Genomic DNA, 25,365 nt, shown 5'->3' with positions numbered 1-25,365 from the left:
GACTATCCCCTCCGGTTTTAAATCGTTATTAACTATAATAATTTCTGTCCATTAATAACAAGCTGGAATCTAAGATTTAATTTCTCAGCGGCTTTTTTGCATAAGATCATTCGTTCAAGAAATATTTCAAAATAATCCATTACAGATGAAAATTCCGTATCTACGGTAAGATTTAGCGATATTTTGGTTTTTTCTTCATTTATAATCGTTTTTGACTCTTTTACCGCATAATTTACCCTGTCATGGATATCAAAGCTGGCAAGATCCCTGTTTCTGACTCTTGTATATCGAACATCGGTTTTATCAGCTAATATTAAAGCTGCTGCCACCTCATTGACCGGTACGGCAGTGCTTTCATCATGATTTCCTATAGCGGATATAATCGTTGCTATTTCGTTCGCATCCACACCAATTTTATCTAAAATACGAAATGCCATAACTGCTCCGCTCTGGGCATGATCCACACGATTTATTACATTTCCGATATCGTGCATATATCCTGCTATTTGAGCCAATTCAATGGTTCTATCCGGGTACCCCATGGTAGTTAATATATATTTTGCCATTTCCGCAACAATTCCCACATGAGCAAAGCTATGTTCCGTATATCCTAAAGCAATTAAAGATTCATCTGCTTTTTGTATATAAGTTTTTATTTGTCTATTCTTTTTAATTTCACTATAAGTAATCATGAATAATCTCCTTAAGATTCGTTCTATTTATTTTTTCAAAAAGTCTGTAAAAAACTAATATAATAATTCCCTGAAGTTTGAAAATTTAACCATATAATCACTTTTTGATATTATACACTTCTTAAATGGGAAGTACAAGAAACACTTTTACACATTTGTATAATAGTAATGTTAATACAAGGTAAAGTTTATTCCGGTAAATCATAATTTTTACTACTTGATAACACATTTGAGCTTCAGGAATAAACTAATAGAAAAGCATTATCTTGGAGGTATTCTGTTGGGATACTATATAAATGTAGAACCGGGTGTAAATCTTTATTGTGAAGATATCAATCCTAAGGGCGAAAAAACGATTGTATTTTTACACGGCTGGCCAGGGAGCCACAATTTGTTTGAGTATCAGTTTAATCAGCTGCCGAAACTGGGTTACCGCTGTATCGGTTTGGACCAAAGAGGTTTTGGGTTATCAGACAGACCTTTTGAGGGTTATGATTACAACCGCCTATCCGATGATGTTCGTTTTGTAATTGATACTTTAGGATTGAATAATGTAACCTTAGTAGGTCATTCTACCGGAGGTGCTATTGCAGTTCGTTATATGGCAAGGCATCGGGAATATGGCATTTCCAAACTGGTTTTATGCGCTGCCGCAGCACCTAGCCTGATTAGGAGACCTTATTTTCCGTACGGCCAGACGAGGGAAGCCGTAATAGATATTATAAGAGGTACTTATCATAACCGCCCGCAAATGCTCCGCGACTTTGGAACTATCTTTTTTTATCAGGAGGTAGGTGAACCCATGAAAGATTGGTTATTTCGTTTGGGCCTTATGGCTGCCTCTTGGGCCACTGCTAAAATAGCCAATACCTGGCTTGATGAAGAAAGTCTTTTTTTTGATTTAACTGCAATTAATGTCCCTACCCTAATACTTCATGGTGTGCATGATGCGGTATGTTATTTTCCCCTAGGGCAGGCACAAAATGAATTAATCAGGAATTCCACGCTGGTTCCATTTCTTAACAGCGGCCATGCCTTGTTTTATGAAGAACAGGGGAAATTCAATCTGGAATTAAGGAAATTTATTGAAACATAATATTTGTTATTATTACCAAAATCTTAAACAGGTAAGGAGTTATATTTCTTAGATAATTTATAGAGAGCAATCTTGTATAACATGTAACATTTCTGTAATCTATACCAGATAATTATTGTGAAGTATAACTCTCTCACCAGATAAAAACCGCTTATAATAAGGGTTTAACATTTTTATCATTTTTATTTCTAAAGCATTTATTGTAATAATTACATAAAATTTTGCACTTGAATTTATATAAAATTTATGTATAATCTATAAGGTAACCCTTAAGTTACAAATCGTTAATTGCATAACTATAATAATTTCGTAATTAACTATATAATAAATCGAGCAAGGAGCATGTATGAGCATCTTAAATGTAACGAATCTCACTCATGGTTTTGGCGACAGGGCTATTTTTAATAACGTATCCTTTCGTCTTTTAAAAGGGGAGCATATAGGTCTGGTTGGTGCCAATGGGGAAGGCAAATCCACATTCTTAAATATTGTAACCGGTAAGTTAATGCCCGATGAGGGTAATATTGAATGGGCTAAAAACGTCAGGGTTGGTTATCTGGATCAGCATTCCGTATTAGAAAAAGGGATGACTATCCGCCAGGTTTTAAAGTCCGCTTTTTCTTATTTGTATGAATTAGAGGCAAAAATGAATTCACTCTGTAACCAAATGGCAGATGCAGATCCTGACACACTTATGATTATTATGGAAGAATTCGGTACAATACAGGATGTTCTCGATAACAATAATTTCTATGTAATAGATTCTAAAGTTGAAGAAATCGGTCGGGCTCTTGGACTGGATGCGATTGGCTTAGATCAGGATGTTACGGAATTAAGCGGCGGTCAAAGAACAAAGGTTTTATTAGGTAAATTATTATTAGAAAAGCCGGATATCTTATTATTGGACGAGCCCACCAATTATCTGGATACGGTACACATAGAATGGCTTAAACGTTACTTATTAGACTATGAAAATGCATTTATATTAATCTCCCATGACATACCTTTTATTAACAGTGTAATAAATATTATATATCATATGGAAAATGCGGAATTAAACCGTTATGTAGGAAATTACGATAAATTTTTGGAAGTATACGAAGTAAAAAAAGCCCAGCTGGAATCTGCTTATAAAAAACAACAGCAGGAAATCAGTGAGTTACAGGATTTTGTTGCCAGAAATAAAGCCAGGGTTTCCACCCGGAACATGGCTATGTCCAGACAAAAGAAGCTGGATAAAATGGATGTGATTGAACTTGCCAAAGAAAAACCCAAGCCGGAATTTAATTTTAAAGAAGCCCGGGCAGCCGGAAGATATATCTTCCAGACAGAACATCTGGTGATCGGTTATGATGAACCTTTGTCAAAACCTTTAACTTTAACCATGGAACGCGGGGATAAAATTGTGTTAAAGGGAGCAAACGGTATCGGTAAAACAACACTTTTAAAGAGTATTATCGGGTTAATTCCTTCCCTTGAGGGTAAAGTCACCCTTGGGGATTATTTATATCAGGGTTATTTTGAGCAGGAAATGAGCGGAGCCAAAAATAATACCTGTATAGAAGAACTCTGGCGGGATTTCCCATCCTTTACCCAGTATGAAGTTCGTTCCGCCCTGGCTAAATGCGGTCTCACTACAAAGCATATTGAAAGTATGGTAAGAGTGTTAAGTGGCGGTGAGCAGGCAAAGGTACGTTTATGTAAGTTAATCAACCGGGAAACTAATGTATTATTATTGGACGAACCTACCAATCACTTAGATGTGGATGCAAAAACAGAATTAAAAAGAGCGCTTACCGAATATAAAGGTAGTATTCTTTTAATTTGTCATGAACCAGATTTTTATGAAGAATTTGCTACGAAAGTCTGGGATTGTACCGATTGGTCTACAAGAATTTAAAATTAATGATATATAACAGGGGCTATTGCATTATCCGAAAATTATGCAATAACCCCTTAATTTCCGCGAAAGCAAAGTGAGAATTAGCAAGTTTTGCTTGCAATATCCGAATGCGCACGCGAACCGGAGAAACTCGCAAAGCGTGTTTCTTCCGGTTATATGATTCACCCGGCCAAAGCCATACGAATCATTATATTTCAATACTTCTTTTATTAAAAATATAAAGCTTACTGAAAAAATAATTTAAAATTATTACAATAACTGCCAGTGCAGCCTTAACAACCAGGTTATTCCAGGATAATATATCTACAAATAGAAATAAACCGGCTTCTTCCACAATAAGGGAAAATAATCTTGCTCCGAAAAATTTGATAACCTTAATAAATTCAGATTGAATACCTGACATCTGTGCTTTAAATACCCATATATCATTAATAATATACGCAAAAATTACTGCTATTATCCAGGCTATTATGTTGGCAATCAGATTCTCTATTCCGATTCTATTACAGAATATATAATAAGCCGCATAATTAACCAGCGTTGTCAGAGCACCCGCGATTCCATAGGTAATTGTCTCCCTGTTTACAGCCCTTTTCCATATGGATTTATATATTCCCGGTAATCTTTGAAACATTGATTTCTCCTTTAATCTAAATCAAATAACCCTCTTCGGAATAAAGTAAATTCCTTAACTGATGTCATTGTATTTTCTGAAGTATTACCGTATGACAGAAATACTTTGATGGATATTTCTTTTCCTTTATGATACAGTGCTAATTCCGTTAATGGTAATTCAATATAATACTCTTCCCCGCTTCTTATCTGTTCCGTAACTTCACCCGTACTTGACTGTTTCGTTTTCAATTCGGTTAATTCCGATTCGGTTCTGGTACCATCTTCCTGATCGGTTATCTCAAAATATTTTACAGTGAATTTTTCATTCGGCAGCAGGTTGGAATCCAAAATTTCAAATTTCACTTTTTGCTTTTGTATATCCCCATCTATAACATCGGAACCGTAACCCCGGGAAGTATCATAAATGTCATAATCGACATAGATATAATCCTTACCGTTTTCATCTGTGGATTTATTACTGTTATTGATAACTATCTGGGGTACTTTCGGTGCAGCTGTATAGGAGGCGATAATAGTATTGATAAATAATTTCATTTCCATATCACTGACCGTCTCCGTATTCCCCATACCGGAATAAGTAAGGTTGCCTTTACTGTATAAATAATAATTATTCCGTACATCATTTGGTGCGGAACTATATAAACCTGTATCCGTACCGGTTACTGAATTAATTAACTTACTTTTTTCATCTGACAGGCAATACCATACGATTAAATCTTTATTCTCCATATCCAGTTGATAATACTGGCTGTGAGTGGTCCCAACCTGAAAGTTCTGATCAATCTTATAAGGATAGGATGTTATACGGCCGTTATTGACATTAGTTACATATTTCGTATCCAGATTAAGTCGGTTATTGGGATTGACATACTTATTAAAGCCGTACCGGTTTAATAGATCGCCGATTGGATTAGATTCGGCATTACTGCTAAGCAGCAGATTGGTGAAACCCTGTCCCAAAATTTCACAATCCTTACCATTAGGTCCTGTAACTCCGTACCGGTCCATTCCAAGCAGGTTCCTGAAATTTTGATTTATCTTATATCCCCAATACGTACTTTCTGACCCGCCGTTTTGTTTATACCGTGTCAGGCTTGTATTAACATAAGAAGTTGTATCATGTGTAAATATAACCGGTTTTCCTGTCTTTATAAAATCCTTAATATTCTGCAATGCACTATTTGAATTAATATCAGTATACATATGGGCAAATCCCAGGATCAACATATCTACTTCATAGAAACCGTCACCGTCATCATCAATATACGGAACGGCTTTACTTAAGTCTCTGTTCATAGAATTATTATCCTCATTATCCTCGAGAATATACTGATACTCACCACGGGGACATTTTTGTATAAATTCCTCTACGGTCCAGGTTGTGATATGGAGATTATAATCAGTTAAATTTTCTGTATCAGTTAAAAATCTTGCATTACTGGATAAATCAATTGTATTCCCATCATTAGATTTTATCTGCAGGATATTCAGGTCTTTCTTCCCATTAGCCTTAACAGCACAGTAATTTATGACAGAGTCACGGATACCGGTTTTATTGTTAGACAGAATCAAAAGCTTCCATGGTAATACACCTGAAAAATCCGGATCCAGTTGATAAGTTATAGTATAATTTGTATTACCTTTTAACTCATTTGACGCTGTTGAATTTCCGCTTTCAGATAAGATTGTCATATTCACCGCACGCTCAGATTCTTCGGTAAATTGACCGTCACCGTTATTATCCGTATACAATTTTACCGTAAAATCAGTATCTGATGCTGTTTCTATATTTAATCTATATTGTAATGTCCTGTTATTCATATCAAGGCCATTGATATAGATTTTATCATCGGTTAAAGCTGTATTTTCCGGTTTTGTCTTGTCTTTATATACAACCGGGTAATCAATACCCTCCATTGGACTTGAACTGTTATTCCACCCAAGATTCAGTTTTGTTACTGGTATGGATAATAATGCCTCCAGTTTATCAGTAGAAATACCATCTGCATAAAACAGTTCATCCCGGGAGTTTTTTGCAAGGTCATAGACATAGGAATCGGAATCAACCTTGATATCATTTACTCTGTTTCTGGACTCATCCGTATAAAATCCGGTATCTAATAGAACAGGTTTGCCTCCCTCCATAAAATTCGTTAGTTCGTCTAACTTAAGTTTGGTAATATCATTTCCGGAAAAAGTATAGACATCCGTATAGTCATAATCTCCGCCTAAAGTCCCGCGAAGCTTCTTCATTCCCAATATTTTATCGCCGTTATGAAGATATACTTTACCATTTAATAAAATATCATTATATAAAGGAACGTTATTCAACCAGTTTCCGTTAATTGAGGTATTTCCTTTGTTAAAAAGCCCATCCTGTAAACCGAAAAATATCATATCATAATTTGCATTTAAATCTGTTTTCGAACCGATCAATTCGGAGGTAGTTATCGTTTTAATCAGAACCTTGCCATGAAAGTTCGGGAAAAATTTAGTGAAATACTGTCTTGCGTAAGGAGAACCATTACCGGTCTCACTTCCTGTTTCCCAGGTACTAGAATTACCATCCCATATGAAATCATTACAGGGTTCAATTTCAAGTATTCTTAACGTATCCTTATCATAACCGGTTTTATGCTGGTGCAGTAAATAATAAACTGCTTCTGCAGGAGAGATATAATTTGGTCTGACACCATTTAACTCTTCAAAAAAGTCAAAGGCTTCCTTGCGGTAAATATTCTCGCTTATGCCGGAATTCATAAAAAGCTGTGTAATACTGTTATCTCCATCATAAGTATAAGCATTATGCCTGACACTTACATTAGAGGCTCCGCTATCGACAATGATACGGTAGTTATCAATTCCTATGGTTTCCCATACCTTGTTATTATCTAATGCTGAATAATCTTTAAATAATTCATAAGGAAGAAAGGTCTGATTGGACCAATAAATGGCACTTTTTTCTACGGATTGTTCCGTATAATAACCTGTTGTCATCCTTGTTCCGTATTTATCCTCTTCTTTATTGCTGGCATTTTTAGTAGGGACCGATATAATCCTTCCGGTTTTAATATATTCATTATAGAATTTGCCAGGCTCCATCTGCTCCGTCATTAAAAATAATTTGGCTATATTACTGCAGTATCCATTCGCTTTTAACATATTTTTATCTACGGGTTTTCCGTCACTGTAATACTTATCCGGTGAATCGTTCATTTTATAAGCATTTGATATCTCCGTATAAACCGTAACATCGAAAATAAGTGGTGCCGTATCCTCTGATACAGCTGCTTTTTTTAATATCTTAACCGTTGTCTCCCAGGTCAGATCAATGTCTGCAAGCTCCTTGGGAGGATTATTTAATTTTTTTTCCGGATGATATTTCTCCCAAACCTCTGCTAAATCCCCGTTAAAATGGTCCCTGGAGGTAAAATAAATCAAATCTGCCCGGTCAATAACAGGTTGGTTTTCAACACGGTTAAGTTCCTGGGGGGTAACCGTAATTACCTGAATATTATATGGGTGTGTTTTTCCCTCATCGTCGGTATAATAATTATTTATTTTATTTTCCGGAATATCTAAACACTCCGTGAGGAAATAGTTTTTATTTGTTAAGGTATATTTCATTCTCCGGTAATAAGTTCGGTTACGGTATGTATGAACTTTGTCTCCGATTTTTATGGCATTATGATTTGTCTCTATATTTTTACTATCTTCATTGGGTACCCATATGAAATTACCATTTTTCTCGCCCACATCCGTATAATCGGCTTTCGTTATATTTATATTGTATTTTCCATTGGGTTTGCCGTACTCATCAGCAGCCGGTACATAAACATCTGATTTTTTATATGTAATCATAATATCATCCCAGCTTATATAACCGCTTGAGGGTATTACTTCCGCGGTATATTTACCATTCACATCATCCCGGTAAAAATAGACATTGGTACTTCCCCGTCCACTGTCATTGAATGTATATAAATCTGCTTTTTTATCATAATTATAGAACTTTTTACTGCTGTACTGGTCAATTTCTTCCGTTGAATAACGTATAACATCAGGTGGTGTCTGCTCCGTAACCGGAACGAATTTTACTTTCGTATCATATAAAGTGTAATAATTATCTTTGGAGTATAAATTCGTTTTATTATATCCGCCATTTCCTGCCGGGGCTTCCGTTACTGTCTGGGAAGTAACCGTCTGAATGAAATTACCTTTCCCGTTTTCAACTTTCTCATAATACCCATATTGGGCCCGGGTTTGGTAATAGACATATTCCCAATCTTTTGGTCCACCGCCAACTGTGTCTCCCTCTTCCAAATCAAACTTATATTCATATCCATAGGAGTAATTCAGGGTATTTGTAGATTTAATGATTTCTGCCGACACACCATCCTGTGCCAAATCCTCTAAATTTACCGGTTCACATCCCCCGATTAAGTAACCGATTTCCGCATAACCCTCATAAGGAACCACCTCAAGTATAACAAAAGGATTATTTTCCGTACCCTGCATTCCTTCCTCTTTGGGAACCGGAATGATACCATCCGTACCGTAAATAGCGGCGGAAGCTTTTGTACCTTCTTCTTTATGTGTATAGATTAAAATACCTTTTGTTAATATAAATGCTATCATTAATAACAGGATACTTCCAAGTATATATTTTTTCATTCCGGCTCTCCTCTCTTATAATTTTAAATTAATGCCCTACGGTTCCTTAACTTTATTACGTAAATGGATGTTAAGAACTGCAGGATATACCTGCTTACCTGATGCAAAACTGATTTCAATCTGGATTTTACTCTCCTTTTTTAGGGCCTCAGAGCTTGTTGGTACATTAAATTTTGTTACTCTCTCTGCCATTAGATTTTTTTCATCCGTATAAGAAATAGAAGTCAATGAATCGGTATCCGTTATTTCCTGCTCATCTACCAGGTATAATTTTTCTAAATTCCTGTCCCAAAATATCATATCAACATAGTCTGATTTATATAGTAATAAAGCTTTTACATTAGTAGAAACCTCCGCAAAATCTATCCAATAAGCTTCCACTGCTAAATCTTCGATCTGATTCATGATAATTTGTGAATCCATCTGTAAATCTGCTTCATCCCTGGTTTTGGTATAACTTTTTGCACCGAAGGATAAAAAAGATACCGTTATGGATAATATAATTACGAAAATTGCCATGGCTGCAATTAATTCTACAAGTGTAAAACCGTTATTATCTATGTTATTTTCCCTATCAAAGCATTCCTTTTCTGATTTCATAAAAATTTCTTTTGCAACTATCACTTTTTTCATAACTATCCTTCTTCACCTGATATTTTGTATTTCACTCAATATTCAGTTTACATTTGTTAAAACTAGGATTACTCTATATAATGGTTGCCTGTTTTTGTAACCATATGAATGGATGAAGTTATCTCATTCGATGTTATGGTAATTTGTTTCCATTCGCTTGTAAATGCTCCGGATTCAGCTTTAAAACTGATCATTAATGGAGTATTCTCCCTTAAATCTGTCATTCCGGTGCCATCGGACTGGCTTGTATAAGAAATGTTAACCTTATTTGCTGCTAATTTTTGGCGATAACTTAATTTCTGGGCTTTCTCTTCCCAATTAGTTTCATTTAATTCTTCATCACTTATAGCAGTTACCATATAATACGATTCATCTGTTGCATCCCAGTAAATGATGAGATAACAATACTCTGCACTTCTGCTTAAGGATTCAACCTTCAGATTACGTATGGCATCATTAATTTTCCTTGTACATTTTGTTACATCTTCATACTTAAAAAAGTTTGTTGCAATAGCTGCGCCCCCGATCAATATAGCCCCAATCGCAATTACAACCAGTAGTTCTACCAGACTAAATCCTTTATCATTTTTCATTGATTGCCTCAGATTTATCATTTCTTCTTCCAATTCTCATATTGTATTAAATCAGTAATATTTAATTCCTGAAAAGAAGCATCTGCTTCTCCTTCCTTATAAGAGTCAAATTCTTTAAAATACCGGCGTACATTTACATTTTCACTTAAGATGGAGGATATAAGGTCTGGATCCGCATTGATACCGGCTCCGTTATATAAGGTTATTTTGCCTCCGGAAATAATTAATCCCTTAAAATCCGAACATACTTCAATATCTCCTGTAGCGATAATGATTCCCTCTTTATTATATTCATTAAAAAATAAGGGAACTCCGTATGACTTATTATCTATAATATTTACATAATAACCGGAATTGGTAAGTAAGGCTTGTCCTCCCCTTGATTCACCATCTTCCTTGATTCTGTCTCCATGTATTAGATGATCAAAAACAGTGCCTTCCCCGGAAATATTCTTTTCCAGAGTTTTAGAGAGATTATTATATTGGATTTCGTAGTTATTAGTAAACAACCCGTTATTCCCCGGGGTAACTTTCAAACCATCCTCATAGGTTAATAGATTACCGGCACTAACAACAGCATCAGGGGAATTGTTCACCGTAATTGCCGATATTGGAAAACCATTATAAATTTTTCCCGGGTAGCACATTTCATAATTTTTTAAGTAGGTTGTGGCTGTTTCTTTTGATTTAAAATTCAGATAGAAATAAACCGCATTGGAATCTAAACCAAACTTATAAAATTCTTTTTTAACCGGATTAACCCCATCAACATAATAATATAATTTACTTTCTTCCTCTGAAATGGATGGGTTCGAAAAAACTATGGCATCCTCAGACAGTTTGATTAATTCCTTGTCCGGATTATTATAATAATTAATGTATTCATCCCAGGTAATAGGATTATGACCTGCGGAAATGAATTTCTCAGGTAAAAGATAAGCACCCTGACTTCCCTTAACGGATAAAGATTCACCAGTTAATATATTACTGTTAGCCCCCCAAGAAACTCCATGTTCCTGATCCGGATCAAAGGTAACATTTGTATTATCCATGGAAATAAATGCTCTGCCTGCCAGGTATAGTTTACTTAACCCCTCCAGCTGCAGCGTGGAATTTATGGAATTTATCATGATTGCGCTGTTATTTGGGGCGTCTGTGCCATTACCATAGCCGTAATATTCACCGGTTAATTTAACATTGCTTTTTTTTGCATCCAAGATAAGATCATCTTTAATATAAGAGTGCCCATCTATCTGAATGGATGTTTCCAGGTTCGTATTTTCTTTTTTATCTGACTCTGAGGTTAAAAGATTCGTTGCCCAAACCTCCGTACCGGTTCCCTTAATAAGAAGTTTAGATTTATCCATGGCTGATATATTACCTGCACAAATGATCTCTGACCCGTTTATTTCCATGGAATTTCCCTCATTACTCACCTGCAGGCCATCTATTCCGGCGTATACACTGCCATTGATCTTGTGGGAACTAAAACCTGCTATTATGGCCTGGTTTCCAATTAAGGCGAAGTTTTTGTATGGCATGTGTGCGGATCCCGAAGCGGATTTACGGAATGATATATCGGGAACGGTTATTTTTAAATCGGTAGTAATCGTTGATGTATATCCATCCAGAGAATATATTACTTTTATATTCTGTATCGTTACAGAATTATCGTTCTTAATGTTATCTATAAAAATCGGAGAGCTTTTAACTTCTGCTCCATTAACAGAGTTTTCAGCTTTTTTTGTTTCTTTTAATAAGCCTGCAATAACCGTAGCCGGAATAACATGATCGGATACAGATACCTGTAACTTTATTTTAATACCATTTAAAAAGGTATTCTTAAAAATCTTATTACGTTTCGCCGTATTATTGGAAGAGTATTCTTTTAGTACGGTTTCATAAGAATCTGCCATTACATTTGCTGTTATTTCCGTAATTCCGGCTTTCATCTCTTCTAATGCTGCTTCCGCAGAATAAAAGTCCTCTTTGGATTTCTTATCCACTGTTTTCATCGTAATATTTCTTACCGCCGCCGTAGTTACAATCGTACCAAGTACTGCAATAAAACCTAATGCTATTACAACAAGAAGAAAAGAAACACCTCGGTTATCCAGATTCCGGTGAGAGATTATTTTCATATCTTATTCCTCCTTGGCAGAAGTAAGGACTGCATAAGTTTTGGCCAATTGACCGGATTGTATAGCTCCGGCTGGGTAAATAGAAACCGTTATGGTATAAACACGATTGGAATCAACTTTTTTTGTAACCAGATTATAATCATTAATTGGGAAATTCACATCAATCTGATAATTTTTTAGATTGGTATATAGTTTCGTAATTGGGTGATTGATCTCTTCCTTTCGAATCTTTACCCGGGTATTTGCTTCTTCGTTCTGATTGGCTATATAGATAGCGGCATCTACGCTGTCATTATGAATCAGTATAGAGTCTCTGTCTGTAAATTGGGAGGGAGTATAAAACAGGTAAACCTGACATTGATTTTCACTGCCTGTGATATAAGGGTAAACTCCGGACATAAGATTTAACTGCGGTAATTTTTCCGTTCTCCCGTCTTCATTTAAGTCCAGATCACAACGGTAAGTAATACGGCATTCCACCGTTACCTGTTTTAATGTATCATCCTTAGTTAAATAAATTTCTATATCTTTAGATATCTTATCTTTGATTTCATCAATACCAATGTTATGCGTATCATCGGTATCTTCTGATTGTGTATCTTCTAAAGCCTGATGTGATAAATAAATATTATAAAAGTCCGAAATTGCCTGTTCATCCGTTGAAATATGCCAGGTGGGCTCCGCATTTTCAGAATCATCCGACCATGTGGTATTAATCCCTTCCAAATCCAGAATTGCCAGGGTATTCTCATTTAACTCAGCCAAACTTGGCATTTTGTAATTATTCATGGTGTCTTCATATTTTATCCTGTCACTGTAAGTTGAGGTATCCAAAGTGATAAGAGTATCATATGCAGTTTCTCCATCCAGCAAATTCTGTACACCAAAAACAAAACTCGTACGGTTTCCCGGGGGATTAAATACATAGTTTTGACTCGTCCCATCTCCAGGGACAGTTGCTACGCTTGATCTTGGATTCGTTGATTCGGTAATTTTTCGGTAGATTCCATCACCATAGGAATAATATTCACCATAACCATCCTCAGAATAGTCTTTTAACTGATAATTACTATCACTATATCCGTTTAAATTACTATTGATAATTTGAAAGAGTTGTGCATTATTAAACTGTAATGCCGTTTCTTCCAATGTCATGGCTTGGATCGATTCCATGATATTTCCGGCAAGTACCGTAGCTTTTTGATTCTTCTTCCCTACAATATTTACTTTGGCTGTAGTCACAAAGCTGCCAAGCAGAGGGGTAATTAATAAACCGAGAACGGCAATACATAAAAGAGCTTCAATTAAAGTAAAGCCGGCATTGTTTTGATTCCTTTGTTTCATAACAAACTCCCACTAATTAGGATTAAAATCAATCGTTCCAAATATATTTTCAAGACCGATACCCACATTTCCCATAGTCGGTTCGGAATATTCCTTACCGGTGCCAATCAAATTATACATATTGATTTTCATTGAACCGTTTAAATTACCCGTTTCAGAATCATAGGAAAGGGTAATTTCATCAATATTTCTTTTTTCCGGATAATTGTTAATATAATCAATACATTTCTTTAATCCTTCATAACTGACTTTAAAAGTAATGGTTAAGGTCGACTCGTATCCTTTTATTTGCTGCATATCAATGGTTTTTGTAGCTCCAAAACCATCTATCAGTTCTGTGTTCGTTATATCTTCTTCATCAGACTCTATTTTTTCAATTTCCGATAGCTGATTTGCCGTATTTGGCATATCATTATCTATATCACCAGTACTGGTTGTATCATCCGCTCCCGCCGTACTTCCTGCATCTGCCGTTTCGTCTGTCTCCCCTGTTTCCTGGTTATTATTAATCTGATTGTTTTCGTTTCCGTTAAGGAAATATACCGGTTCGGAGAATATGACCGTGTCAATTTTTATACCTGTATTTTTTTCTAATTCGTTTATGAATAATATACTTTTTTCTTCCGTTGTACCGCTTCCGTATGACATGATTTTATCGCTGATTTGCTGGGTTAAGGATTCGTTTTCTTTCGTTATTGCATCCCTGTTTACCTGTTTAGCCTGTAAATCCGACAAGGTTTCGGAGAGTGTTGTTATGTCTGCATTAACTTTCTTTATTTCCTGAATATTTTTTTTATAAATCAATTGGTAGTTTAAGAGAATAATCAATAAGGCAGAAAACACAAGGGCAGGTTTTATTAATCCTTTTAACTGTATTTTATTTTTCATATGTGTATCCTTTCCTGATTTGCAACAGGCTTCTTTGACAGCCGCAAATGGCACACTATTCTTCTTTGGATATTGGCACATAATTTGCAGTAATGGAAAAGTTAACTTCCGTAATACCATACTCATCCATCTGTTCTGAAACTGCGTCTGTTTTTACATTGGCTAATAAACTTACCTTTTTTAATTGACTAAGAGTCATAGCCGCGGTTTCTTTCGAATCAACAGTAAGATCCATTAAGATATCCAAATTAGTAGCGCGGAACGAGCGAACAATTACTTTATCAGGGAGTTTTTGCTGTAATTCCAGTAATAATTTTCCCAAATTCTCATTATTGCTATAACTATATTCTTCAATGGATTCCATCGTAATCCAGGCATATTGGATGTTCTTATTTTCTGTATAGATTTCTTCAATATCTTTTGCTTCTTCTATCTGAGACGTGATACGGTTGTATTTATCCTTTACGCTTTTAAGTACAATGTCGGACCCAACCGCCGCCATGGAAGAAATTACAACAGCCAAAGTACATACAACTGCAAAAACCAGGGTGGAATTTCTTTTTGCCGCTTTATCTAACAGATGCCCCGGCTTAATATTTACTGGGTTTAATACTGCTCCAATACATGCTATAAAATCACTCTGCTTAAATCCCTCCGGCAAAATATCCGGCTTAAATTGTATCCCGGTTAAATTCGTAAGTTTACTGGTAAGGTACCCCAGTTCATTGGTAAATAATTGATCTATTCCAAGAAATCCTGCTCCGCTGCCGGTTATATAAATGGATTGAATTCTTTCTCCCTGGTTTTTTGAAGTAAAATAATCCATAACTCTAAGAATATTATTAATTAAATAATGCAGGGTATCCGTCACATCTTCTCTTGCTGAAATTAATTCATATCGATTTACATATTCTTCTGAAGCTGCGGTAGTTGAAACGATCTCATCCATCTGGTTACCGAACCGCGTATAAAGTATATCTTTCATAGTTAGCATGGTTACAGCCTGTGCTTCGGTTTCAGCTTCAAACAGAGTATTTTCAGTAATGGCATCTAAAACAGCTTCATAACCATAAGATACTGTACGCTGTAATACCAATATATCATCTCTTAAGATATTTATTAAAGTGTCCTGTTTATTTATCTGTATAAACATATTTATACCACTGTTAACCTGTTTACGAACCATTTGAAAAATACTGTTTCCCGAATAATCCAAGGCTTTAATCTTCAAATTTAGTAACTTAGCTAATTCATAATAAGATAAAATTAAATTATTCTGTACTGCAAGGACCAATAGTCTATAATGCTTTTCTTTTTCCAGTTTAACTTTTTCCAAAATTGTATAGGTTACATTATATTCCGATATATCAATAGGAAAATAATCTTCAATTCCTGCAGTAATGATAACCGGTATTTTACTTTCTTTTACCAGAGGTATTATTACCTCTCTGTGAGCTATTTTCGAGGAAGATATGGTAAAAATAACATTTCTTGTCCTGATTTTCGTTTCACTGAGTTTATTTTTAATTATATCTGCTAAAGCTGCAGCATTTTTTATATATCCGTCCTCAAAACTATCCTCCGGTGTATCAAAAACACAAGCATGATATATTCTGGTATTTTTCTTACCAGTTTCAATCAAACACAGTCTGGTTGTATTTAAGCCAATTTCTATACTTAATACTTTTGCCATCAAAACCTCCTAATGAAAAAAGTTTTTCTCTTGCGGAATTAATTTATATCATGATTCGCCCGACAAAAGCCCGAATCAAATCAAAAAAACACCCAGGTACCAATCCCATATCTTATCGCCATATAACATTGCGATAAACATACCCATGGATAGATAAGGCCCTAAGGCCAATACCCTTCCGGCGTTAGTTATTTTCATTCTTAATAAGTGAATAACGGAACCCAGAATACAGCCAAGCAAAAATGCCAGCCATATATTTTTCCAGCCCAGCAGCAGACCTCCTGCCGCCATTAACTTGATATCTCCGCCTCCGATTGCATTTCCTTTTGTAACAAAATAAATTATATATAAAAATACACTGACCGTAAAAAATCCAATAAGATATTTGCTCCAGTTACGGGAATCCAGTATAATGCGTACAAATCCGATTGCTGCCAGAAAATAATTAATACTAACAGGAATCTCATAAACTCGAAAATCAATAATACTTAAAACTAAAAAAGCAGAAGCTGCCAAACAAAATAAAACCGTAGTAATGTTATATTGTATTAAATTAACTGAACCGATAGGAAAATTTCTTACAGCAAAAATGAACACATAAAGTAAACCATTAGCAAATTCAACGATCGGATATTGTATGTTAATCTTTTCACTGCATTTCCTGCAGCGGCCTTTTAACATAATATAACTTAATAAGGGAATAAGTTCGAACCAACGTAATTGATAACCGCAGTGAGAACAAACCGACCGTTTTATAATTTTTTCCTGATTGGGAATACGGCAGATACATAGATTCATCAAGCTGCCAAAAAAAATACCAGACAAAAAGATTAGAAAATAAATTAATATATAATCACAGGTTGTCATATGTATTCTCACTTTCTTGGGCGTAAATGATTCTTTCATCAATTATATCAGTAAAATAATATAACGATTATGGTATAGAAAGGCGGAGTATAACTCCGCCTTAACATATTATTTATGTATCAATTAGTTGGTAACAGGTCCGATTCTATTTTCAGTATCAGTAGAATTTTTAGCTATATATACTGAAAGTTTACCATCAGCTGTATAATCTACATATAATCTTCCATTAATACCTTTCTTAGATAAACATTTTGATTTAATAGCATCAACAGCATCAATATCAGTTGGAAATGCGGGTTCATCCTTAGTAGCAACTAAATCGTTCCCTAATAAATCTATTATCTCATCTTGAATATTTTCATAAGCAGCAGTTTTGAGTACATAATCTATATCCTTATTTGTAATTGTTTTTACCTGAGTTTCTGATGAAGCAATCCCTGTCTGTACAGCAGTAAATACAGTGCTTACCAGCTGTAAATCTCTGGCTTCTCTTGATTTCTCAACATACTTATTAACCTGCGGTGCAATTGCTCCTACCAAAATAGCCATAATAGCCATTACTACTAATAACTCAACCAGTGAAAATCCTTTGTCATTCTTAATTTTGATTCTTTTTTTCATGAATGAAATCTCCCTTTAATCTTTTTAATTTAATTGTAATTTAAATTTGATCTAAACTCTGATACATAGCCAGTAACGGTTTAATGATAGCAAATAATAAAACACTGACTATTAATGAAAGAATTATGATTATCATTGGTTCAAGTATGGCAACTAACGCTTGAGAAGTATTTTCCACTTCTTCTTCATAATATACTGCGATTTTACTAAGCATTTGTTCAAGATGGCCTGTTTCCTCCCCTATACCAATCATGTGATATACCATGGGCGGAAAAACACCGGAGGCTGCCAGGGGTTCTGATAACGGTACGCCACGTGCCACTTCTTCTTTCGCCTCTATCAAAACCTTTTTTATAATCACATTATCCATATTCTTAGCTGTTATTTCAATCGCTTCCAGAAGCGGAATTCCGGCATCTAATAAAGTTCCTAAGGTTTTACCCATCCGTGCAGAAGCTGTTTTTATAATCAACTTACCAAATAGTGGTAACCGCAGGCCAAGTTTACTGAATATAAGTTTACCGGAATCTGATTTCTTAACTTTAAGTAGAAGGAAAATGAGAAAAGCCAGAAATAAAATAATAAAATACCAATACGCAATGATAAAATTACTCATATGTATTACTACTAAGGTAATCGTGGGTAATTTCATATCCAATCCCTGAAACATACTCATAAAATTTGGCACAACAACAAGAAGCATAAGAATAATTACTCCAAGGGAAACACCACCGATAAATGCAGGATAGATAAAAGCTCTGCCAAGCATAGCCTTAAGCTTCGCATCTTTTTCAAAATGAACAGACATACGTTCCAAAGATATATCTAATTTACCGGATGCCTCACCTGCTTCTATCATATTAATTAAAATTGGTGGAAATACGTCACCTTGCAGCTTCATTGCCGCTGCTAAAGTTTCACCTTTTTCAATCCCTGCCTGCGTTTCCTTTATTGCTTTTTGCAATACTTTATTCTCCGTCTGTTCACCTAACATTTCCAGTGCATGAATAATGCTGATTCCTGCCGAAATGATACTGTGAAACTGCCTGCAAAATATTGCTAGTTCTCTGGGTTTTACGGCTCTGCCGATTGAAAAGCTGATATCTTTCGTAAACAAATTCTGCTCTTTTACCTTAATTGGTATTTTATCTTCTGCCTTTAAAGTTAGGATTACTTTTTCCTTATTCACTGCTTCCATTGTTCCTGTCTTCTGCTTACCGTTTTGGTCAATGAAAACATATCGAAAGCTTGCCACTATTTCCTCCTTTTGTATAATAGAATAAAAAACTATCTTTCATTATGTATCTAATTAACTGCTTTAAATTATAGGCCTATTGTACTACTGGCTTTGTATTCCTGTCAACATAACTAATAATGGAATTTTAAAAATCATCCCCGATAATCCCCAATAATCAGACTTTATTTTACATAGTTTTCCTTATCTTTCATTCTGTCAACATAAAAAGAGCTATAAGTTTATTTTTCGTTCCATTACAGTTGAATCCCCGGCGAAATCAATAGCCTTTTCTGCAGTTATAGTTCTGTTTAGATATAATTCGAAGATAGCATCATCCATGGTTTGCATTCCAATTTTTTTATTAGTCTGGATGATTGAATTAATTTGATGAGTCTTTCCCTCTCTTATGAGATTTTTAATTGCCGGAGTCGCATGCATTACCTCATATGCCGCTATTCTTCCATAACCCTCCGCAGTTGGTATTAATTGCTGGGAAATGACCGATTCCAGTACGGAAGATAACTGTACACGAATCTGCTGTTGCTGATGCGGTGGAAATACATCAATAATACGGTCTATCGTATTTGCTGCTCCGGTTGTATGAAGCGTTGAAAATACAAGGTGACCGGTTTCTGCAGCGGTGATAGCAATTGATATGGTATCTAAATCTCTCATTTCCCCAACTAAAATAACATCCGGGTCTTCTCTTAATGCTGCTCTTAAAGCACATGCATAACTTGTCGTATCCAGACCGATCTCTCTCTGATTAACGATGGCTTTTTTATGGGTATGGAGGTATTCGATAGGATCTTCCAGTGTAATAACATGGGAGTTGTAATTCGTATTTATAATATCTATTAATGAGGCCAAGGTAGTTGACTTACCGCTTCCGGTAGGTCCGGTTACTAAGATTAAACCTCTCTTTTTTTTCGTTAAGTCCACAACTGAAGATGGAATATTTAATTCATAAGGTTTTGGAATATTGGTACCCACCAAACGCATAACACAGGCATAGGAACCTCTTTGCTTAAAAATATTTACGCGGTATCTGCCTAACCCCGGGATTGAATAAGATAAATCTACTTCCCCTTTTTCATCAAATATAACTTTTGTGTGCTCACTAAAAACAGGCTCTAATAAATTCACCATATCTTCCGGAAGCATTTTATCATAACCCATATCCGTTAATTCTCCGTTAATTCGGCAAATAGGCGGAATACCTACCGTAACATGTAAATCGGATGCTTTTTTCTCTTTTGCAATGGTTAATAATTCTTTTAGTGTTACCATACTATTTTCCCTTTCTATTATCAAATCACATAGATAATTGCGAAACGATTCAATTTTATAATTACTAAAACCCATTAAAAAGCAGTATTTTCGTATATATTTATATCATATCTTCAAAAGAAACACGTTTCATTTCGCCTAATGAGGTTATACCGTCTAAAACATACTTTGATGCATTCATCCTTAATGTCCTCATACCCTCTTCTAACGCTGCTGCCATTATTTCATCCGCCGTCTTTCGTTTACTTATAATATCACGGATTTTTGGGGTAATCGGCATTATCTCATAAATACCGATACGTCCGTAAAATCCGGTATCATTACATAATTGGCAGCCACAAGGTTCATAGATTATCTGTTCTTTATCAGGGGCTATGTTTAAATATTCTTTTTCAGATGATGCGACATATCTTGGTTTTTTACATTTGCACAGCCGTCTGACCAATCGTTGTGCTATAACACCAACCATGGCATCTGCCAGTAAAAAAGGCTCAATTCCCATATCCACCAGACGGGTGATCGTACTTGCAGCATTATTGGTATGGAGGGTACTTACTACTAAATGGCCGGTTATCGAAGCTTTTACAGCTATACTTGCAGTCTCTTCATCTCTTATTTCACCTACCATAATAATATCCGGATCCTGGCGCAAGATTGATCTTAGCGCATTGGCAAAGGTCAGATCTGATTTGGAATTTACCTGTACCTGGTTGACACCGGTTATATTAGCTTCTACCGGGTCTTCTACCGTAATAATATTGACATTGTTTTTATTGATTTCATTCAGTGCGGTATAAAGTGTAGTTGATTTACCGCTTCCGGTAGGTCCCGTAACTAAAATCATACCGTGTGGTTTTAATAAAAGCCGGTCGAATTTAACCATATCTTCTTCCGTAAGCCCTAATTCCTTTTTGGCTTTACTAAGGGTTTTCTTCGAAGTTAGGCGTAGAACAACCTTTTCCCCAAATACGGTTGGAAGGATGGAAATACGGATATCAAATTCCTGCCGGTCAACCGTAATGGTCATACGGCCGTCCTGCGGTTTTCTTTTTTCCGAAATGTCCATATCCCCAATTATTTTTATTCTTGCCACAATCGCTGACAGTAAATCTGCCTGATATGTCATAGCTTCATATAAGATTCCATCCACACGGTAACGCACGCGGACTTTATCTTCCATGGCTTCTATATGTATATCGCTGGCGCGTTGTCTTACAGCTTGTTCAATTATCGTTCTTACCAGTATAACAATCGGTGAGTTGTTGACATCTGCATTATATGCCGCTGCAAGTTCTGCCTCCGCCTGATATTGCTGTTCTTTTTCCAGGGTATACTTTGCAGCTACCGCCTGAATCTCCGCATTTCCAAAATATTTGTCAATGGCACCAGCTATTTCTCTTGTTGTCGATACTACAGGTTCTATCTGTAAATTGGTTAATATCCTTAAATCATCCATGGCTACAATATCCATTGGATCTGCCATGGCTACCCTAAGTACATTGGGATTATTATCCTTAAATGCAAAGGGGATTATCATATTTTTTCTTAATACGGTTTGGTCACTGATTAATTTTAAAATTTCACCCGGAATTCGTATTCCTGACAGTATAACCATATCCAGACGAAGTTGCTGTTTTAGTGCATCTGCAATTTCAATCTCATCGGTGAAACCTAAATCAATAAGCGTTTCTCCAAGCTTTCTGCCCTTTACTTTCTTTTGTTCATTTAAGGCTATATTTAACTGGCTCTCCGTAATTATTCCCGCATCAACAAGAAGATCACCAAGCCTTTTTTTAATTCTAGTAATGCTTCCCATTTTATCTCCAATCTGCCAAAAAAGCAGGCTTTTATTAAGTATGAATATTGTGTTCGCTTTCTAGTCAATAAGCAATAACTTTATTCTACACCACATATAATTTTCTGTCCAGATATAATAAATACAGTAAAAATTTTCATAATAGTTTTCGTATAAGTTTACATAATAGGTCTAGTTAGGTTTATATAATTGGTTCGTTTATGGTTACATAATAGTTTTATTAAATTTATATAATAGGTTTATTTATGGTTTACATAATGGGTCAATAAAAATTTTCATTATAAATAAGGCGGAGACAGGCATAAAAAAGGTTAAGCCGGCTGGATTTTTTTATCAGATCCGCCAACTTAACCTTTAAATTATAACTCTTTATTTTCTTTTTCAAAACTTTCTCTCAGTTTTTTTAGTGCCTTTTTCTCGATTCTGGAAACATAAGAACGGGATATGCCGATTTTATTTGCAATTTCTCTTTGTGTAATTTCTTCCTGCATATTTAACCCATACCGCATTTCAATAATCTGTCTTTCTCTTTTTGTTAAAACTTTATTGACTAATTCATAAAGTTTCTTTACATTCCCCTGTAATTCCAACTCATCTACGATATCTGTGTCTGAACTTTCTATTATATCTAATAAATTTATTTCATGACCTTCTTTATCAGAACCAATAGGTTCATATAAGTACACTTCTTTTGTCTGTCTTTTTCCACTTCTAAGCATCATTAACAGTTCATTATCAATACACCTGGATGCATATGTCGCTAGTCTGATACCCTTATCTGCATCAAAGGTGTCTATGGCTTTAATTAAGCCGATTGTGCCAATGGATATGAGGTCATCTATCTCTTTATCCGCCGTATTATACTTCTTTACAATATGTGCAACCAGACGGAGATTTCGTTCAATCAGGATGTCTCTAGCTTCCTTACTTCCTTCCATGCATTGGTTTAAGATTTCCGTTTCTTCCTTGGCGCTCAGTGGTTTGGGAAAGGATTTCACTGAAAAAGCACCTCAACGATTAGGGTTTATTACTAATCTATGATGAGAGCATAAATTAAGTGCCTTTCCTATTTTATTAAAGTAATATTATTTTAAAAGTTTTTGTTTTATCTTTAGTTTTATCTTTAAGTATTATCTTTTGTATTTTAATAACATAACAGGTTTATGCATGCTATTTATTATAAACTATCTCCCTCGCTGTCTTTGGCAGCTTCCTTGGCTGTATTTAAGACTAATTGGTTTGTTTGTTCTGATATTTCCGTTACTAAAGTATTAATTTCATTAATCCGCCCTGACCTATCCTTTAATTCCTCAAACACCTGGTAAACCAATACGGAGGATTTTTGTACATTTTCTATTGTCTGGACCAGCTCTTTTAATCCCAGTAAATTCCCAGTAGAGGTATCTGAACCTATATGGTTGAATTTATTTACATTCTCTGCTTCGTTTGGAACCAATACGTCATCAATTGTTATTTCTTCTGTATTTAAAGGTGCTTCTTCTGTAATTTCAGCATTTTCTTGTAATCCGCCTGTAATGAGATCAATTTTATTTACAATATTATCCTCATTCTGTTTCGTACGATCTCCTGCCAAAGCTGATAGTCCGGATGTATCAGCTGCCATATCAGAATTTATCCGTGTGACATCCGCACTGCTTTTATCCGTATAAATAGGCTGGTTAAAGCCGGATGCTAAAGTTTCCAATACATTTTCAGTATGGATATCCGGTTCTATATTTAAATTACCATTATCCTTATTCATATTATCAAGCATATGGTTTGTCTGCTTCCTAGGTTTTGAGATTACTTTTGAACCATAAAATCTAATAAGGAATACAAGTAGTATAATTACAACTAGGATAATGACTACTATTTTAATAATTGTTATCACCTCTTACTTAATTTTTCTAATAATACATTATGAAATTAGGTAAATATAGGTGTCAATTTTTATTTAAGAAACCTGACATTCTCTATCAATCTTTCTTCACGGAATAGGGAAACATGTTTTTCAACCGGATAACAAAAATAACCACCCTCCGCTAGGAGAGTGATTACTCTTGATTATTCTTATATTTATCCTAGGATAACCTCATTTTAAAGTCATCATATCCAAATTGTCTGATGATTCTTGTTCCTTTTTCCGGACTCCATGCCCCTATGGCAGGTAACCCGATTCCGTTAAATGTATTATTTTTTACCATGGAATAATGAGCCATATCACAAAAAACCAAGGTATCTCCAGGTTGTAAAGGTTCTTTAAAAGAGTAATCACCGATGACATCTCCGGCCAGGCAGGTAGGACCTCCAAGGCGGTAAGTAAAAGGATTTTCTCCTGGTTTTCCGGCTCCGATTACCTCCGGACGGTAAGGCATCTCAAGAACATCCGGCATATGGCAGGCCGCCGAAGTATCAAGAATAGCAATATCCATTCCATTTTCCAAAGTATCTAACACTTTGGTAACTAAATAACCGGTGTTCAGTGCTACTGCTTCCCCAGGTTCTAAGTATACCTCTACTCCGTATTTTTCTTTCATGAATTGTATGGAGTCTATGAGCGTATCAATATCATAATCCGGTCTTGTTATATGATGACCTCCGCCAAAATTGACCCATTTCATTTTACTGATAAACTTACCGAATTTTTCATCTACTACGCGTACTGTTCGCTCCAGAACATCGGAATTCTGTTCACACATCGTATGAAAATGCAAGCCGTTTATTTCCTCTAAATTCTCTGTTTCTAAATAATGCTCAAATTGGGTCAGGGTAATACCGAATCTGGAGCCAGGGATACAAGGATTATATAAATCCGTCTCAATCTCGGAATATTCCGGATTGATTCGAAGCCCGCAATCTATTTTTTTACCGGAGGATTCTATTACAGGATGATATTTTTTTAACTGGGAAAAGGAATTAAATACCATGTGGTCACATAGGGATATAATTTCACTAATTTCATCTTCCCGGTAAGCAGGAGAAAATATGTGCACTTCCCCTTTCATTTCTTCTCTGCCAAGTCTCGCTTCATATAATGAACTGGCAGTCGTACCTTGAAGGTACTCCCCAATTAAAGGATATTCCGAAAACATGGAGAAAGCTTTCTGCGCCAATAATATTTTACAACCTGTGGCATCGGATACCTGTTTTAACAACTCCAGGTTTTTCTTTAAAAGGCTTTCATCTACAATATAAATAGGTGTTGGTAGGTTTTTTACATCAAAATTCATGCTAACTCCTA

19 protein-coding genes are annotated in these 25,365 nt (G+C 35.4%); 2 read left to right on the top strand and 17 right to left on the bottom strand.

All coding sequences use genetic code 11. The annotated features are described in order from the left end of the window. Window positions 1-32: 32 nt before the first annotated feature. Window positions 33-692: an HD domain-containing protein gene (locus Ana3638_RS15165; protein ID WP_161838791.1), complete on the bottom strand. Its 660-nt coding sequence runs from the start codon at window positions 690-692 to the stop codon at window positions 33-35. A 280-nt stretch (window positions 693-972) separates the two neighbouring features. Here Ana3638_RS15165 and Ana3638_RS15160 point away from each other — a divergent pair, with 280 nt between their 5' ends. After that, window positions 973-1,788, top strand: a complete 816-nt coding sequence (locus tag Ana3638_RS15160) for an alpha/beta fold hydrolase (protein ID WP_161838790.1) — start codon at window positions 973-975, stop codon at window positions 1,786-1,788. Window positions 1,789-2,134: 346 nt separating this feature from the next. Then, window positions 2,135-3,688 carry an ABC-F family ATP-binding cassette domain-containing protein gene (locus Ana3638_RS15155; RefSeq protein ID WP_161838789.1) on the top strand — a complete coding sequence of 518 codons (1,554 nt, stop codon included), beginning with the start codon at window positions 2,135-2,137 and terminating at the stop codon, window positions 3,686-3,688. 190 nt (window positions 3,689-3,878) lie between these two features. Here the strand turns inward: Ana3638_RS15155 and Ana3638_RS15150 are convergent, their stop codons facing one another. From Ana3638_RS15150 to nspC, 16 genes are all read right to left on the bottom strand, one after another. Then, window positions 3,879-4,325: a GtrA family protein gene (locus Ana3638_RS15150; protein WP_161838788.1), complete on the bottom strand. Its 447-nt coding sequence runs from the start codon at window positions 4,323-4,325 to the stop codon at window positions 3,879-3,881. A gap of 11 nt (window positions 4,326-4,336) precedes the next feature. Beyond that, window positions 4,337-9,001 (bottom strand): DUF5057 domain-containing protein, encoded by a 4,665-nt coding sequence (locus Ana3638_RS15145; RefSeq protein WP_161838787.1) that lies wholly within the window; start codon window positions 8,999-9,001, stop codon window positions 4,337-4,339. Between the two features lie 36 nt (window positions 9,002-9,037). Next, window positions 9,038-9,634, bottom strand: a complete 597-nt coding sequence (locus tag Ana3638_RS15140; protein ID WP_161838786.1) for a PilW family protein — start codon at window positions 9,632-9,634, stop codon at window positions 9,038-9,040. A 68-nt stretch (window positions 9,635-9,702) separates the two neighbouring features. Beyond that, complete coding sequence (locus tag Ana3638_RS15135) at window positions 9,703-10,227, bottom strand: prepilin-type N-terminal cleavage/methylation domain-containing protein (protein ID WP_246240251.1); 525 nt, start codon at window positions 10,225-10,227, stop codon at window positions 9,703-9,705. A gap of 17 nt (window positions 10,228-10,244) precedes the next feature. Further along, window positions 10,245-12,368, bottom strand: coding sequence for a hypothetical protein (locus Ana3638_RS15130; RefSeq protein ID WP_161838784.1), 2,124 nt, complete (start codon window positions 12,366-12,368; stop codon window positions 10,245-10,247). Between the two features lie 3 nt (window positions 12,369-12,371). Further along, window positions 12,372-13,712 carry a type IV pilus modification PilV family protein gene (locus tag Ana3638_RS15125; protein WP_161838783.1) on the bottom strand — a complete coding sequence of 447 codons (1,341 nt, stop codon included), beginning with the start codon at window positions 13,710-13,712 and terminating at the stop codon, window positions 12,372-12,374. 12 nt (window positions 13,713-13,724) lie between these two features. Beyond that, on the bottom strand, window positions 13,725-14,600 hold the full coding sequence (locus tag Ana3638_RS15120; protein WP_161838782.1) for a hypothetical protein: 876 nt from the start codon (window positions 14,598-14,600) through the stop codon (window positions 13,725-13,727). Window positions 14,601-14,655: 55 nt separating this feature from the next. Beyond that, complete coding sequence (gene pilM / locus Ana3638_RS15115) at window positions 14,656-16,293, bottom strand: pilus assembly protein PilM (protein ID WP_161838781.1); 1,638 nt, start codon at window positions 16,291-16,293, stop codon at window positions 14,656-14,658. Between the two features lie 75 nt (window positions 16,294-16,368). After that, on the bottom strand, window positions 16,369-17,160 hold the full coding sequence (locus Ana3638_RS15110) for a prepilin peptidase (protein WP_161838780.1): 792 nt from the start codon (window positions 17,158-17,160) through the stop codon (window positions 16,369-16,371). A 123-nt stretch (window positions 17,161-17,283) separates the two neighbouring features. Then, window positions 17,284-17,781, bottom strand: coding sequence for a type II secretion system protein (locus Ana3638_RS15105; protein ID WP_161838779.1), 498 nt, complete (start codon window positions 17,779-17,781; stop codon window positions 17,284-17,286). A 40-nt stretch (window positions 17,782-17,821) separates the two neighbouring features. Continuing rightward, the gene (locus Ana3638_RS15100) at window positions 17,822-19,036 is read right to left on the bottom strand and encodes a type II secretion system F family protein (RefSeq protein WP_161838778.1); all 1,215 of its coding nucleotides are present in this window, start codon (window positions 19,034-19,036) and stop codon (window positions 17,822-17,824) included. Between the two features lie 213 nt (window positions 19,037-19,249). Next, the gene (locus tag Ana3638_RS15095) at window positions 19,250-20,308 is read right to left on the bottom strand and encodes a type IV pilus twitching motility protein PilT (protein ID WP_161838777.1); all 1,059 of its coding nucleotides are present in this window, start codon (window positions 20,306-20,308) and stop codon (window positions 19,250-19,252) included. 100 nt (window positions 20,309-20,408) lie between these two features. After that, a complete protein-coding gene (locus Ana3638_RS15090; protein ID WP_161838776.1) occupies window positions 20,409-22,124 on the bottom strand; it encodes a GspE/PulE family protein in 1,716 nt (571 codons plus the stop codon). Between the two features lie 359 nt (window positions 22,125-22,483). Then, window positions 22,484-23,122, bottom strand: coding sequence for an RNA polymerase sporulation sigma factor SigK (gene sigK / locus Ana3638_RS15085; protein ID WP_161838775.1), 639 nt, complete (start codon window positions 23,120-23,122; stop codon window positions 22,484-22,486). Window positions 23,123-23,301: 179 nt separating this feature from the next. After that, window positions 23,302-23,898, bottom strand: a complete 597-nt coding sequence (locus tag Ana3638_RS15080) for a methyl-accepting chemotaxis protein (protein WP_161838774.1) — start codon at window positions 23,896-23,898, stop codon at window positions 23,302-23,304. Window positions 23,899-24,205: 307 nt separating this feature from the next. Continuing rightward, a complete protein-coding gene (gene nspC, locus Ana3638_RS15075) occupies window positions 24,206-25,354 on the bottom strand; it encodes a carboxynorspermidine decarboxylase (RefSeq protein ID WP_161838773.1) in 1,149 nt (382 codons plus the stop codon). Between the last annotated feature and the right edge of the window lie 11 nt (window positions 25,355-25,365).

The sequence above is a fragment of the Anaerocolumna sedimenticola genome (assembly GCF_009931695.1).
Classification (GTDB): domain Bacteria; phylum Bacillota; class Clostridia; order Lachnospirales; family Lachnospiraceae; genus Anaerocolumna; species Anaerocolumna sedimenticola.
This window is presented reverse-complemented; position numbering and strand designations above follow the sequence as displayed.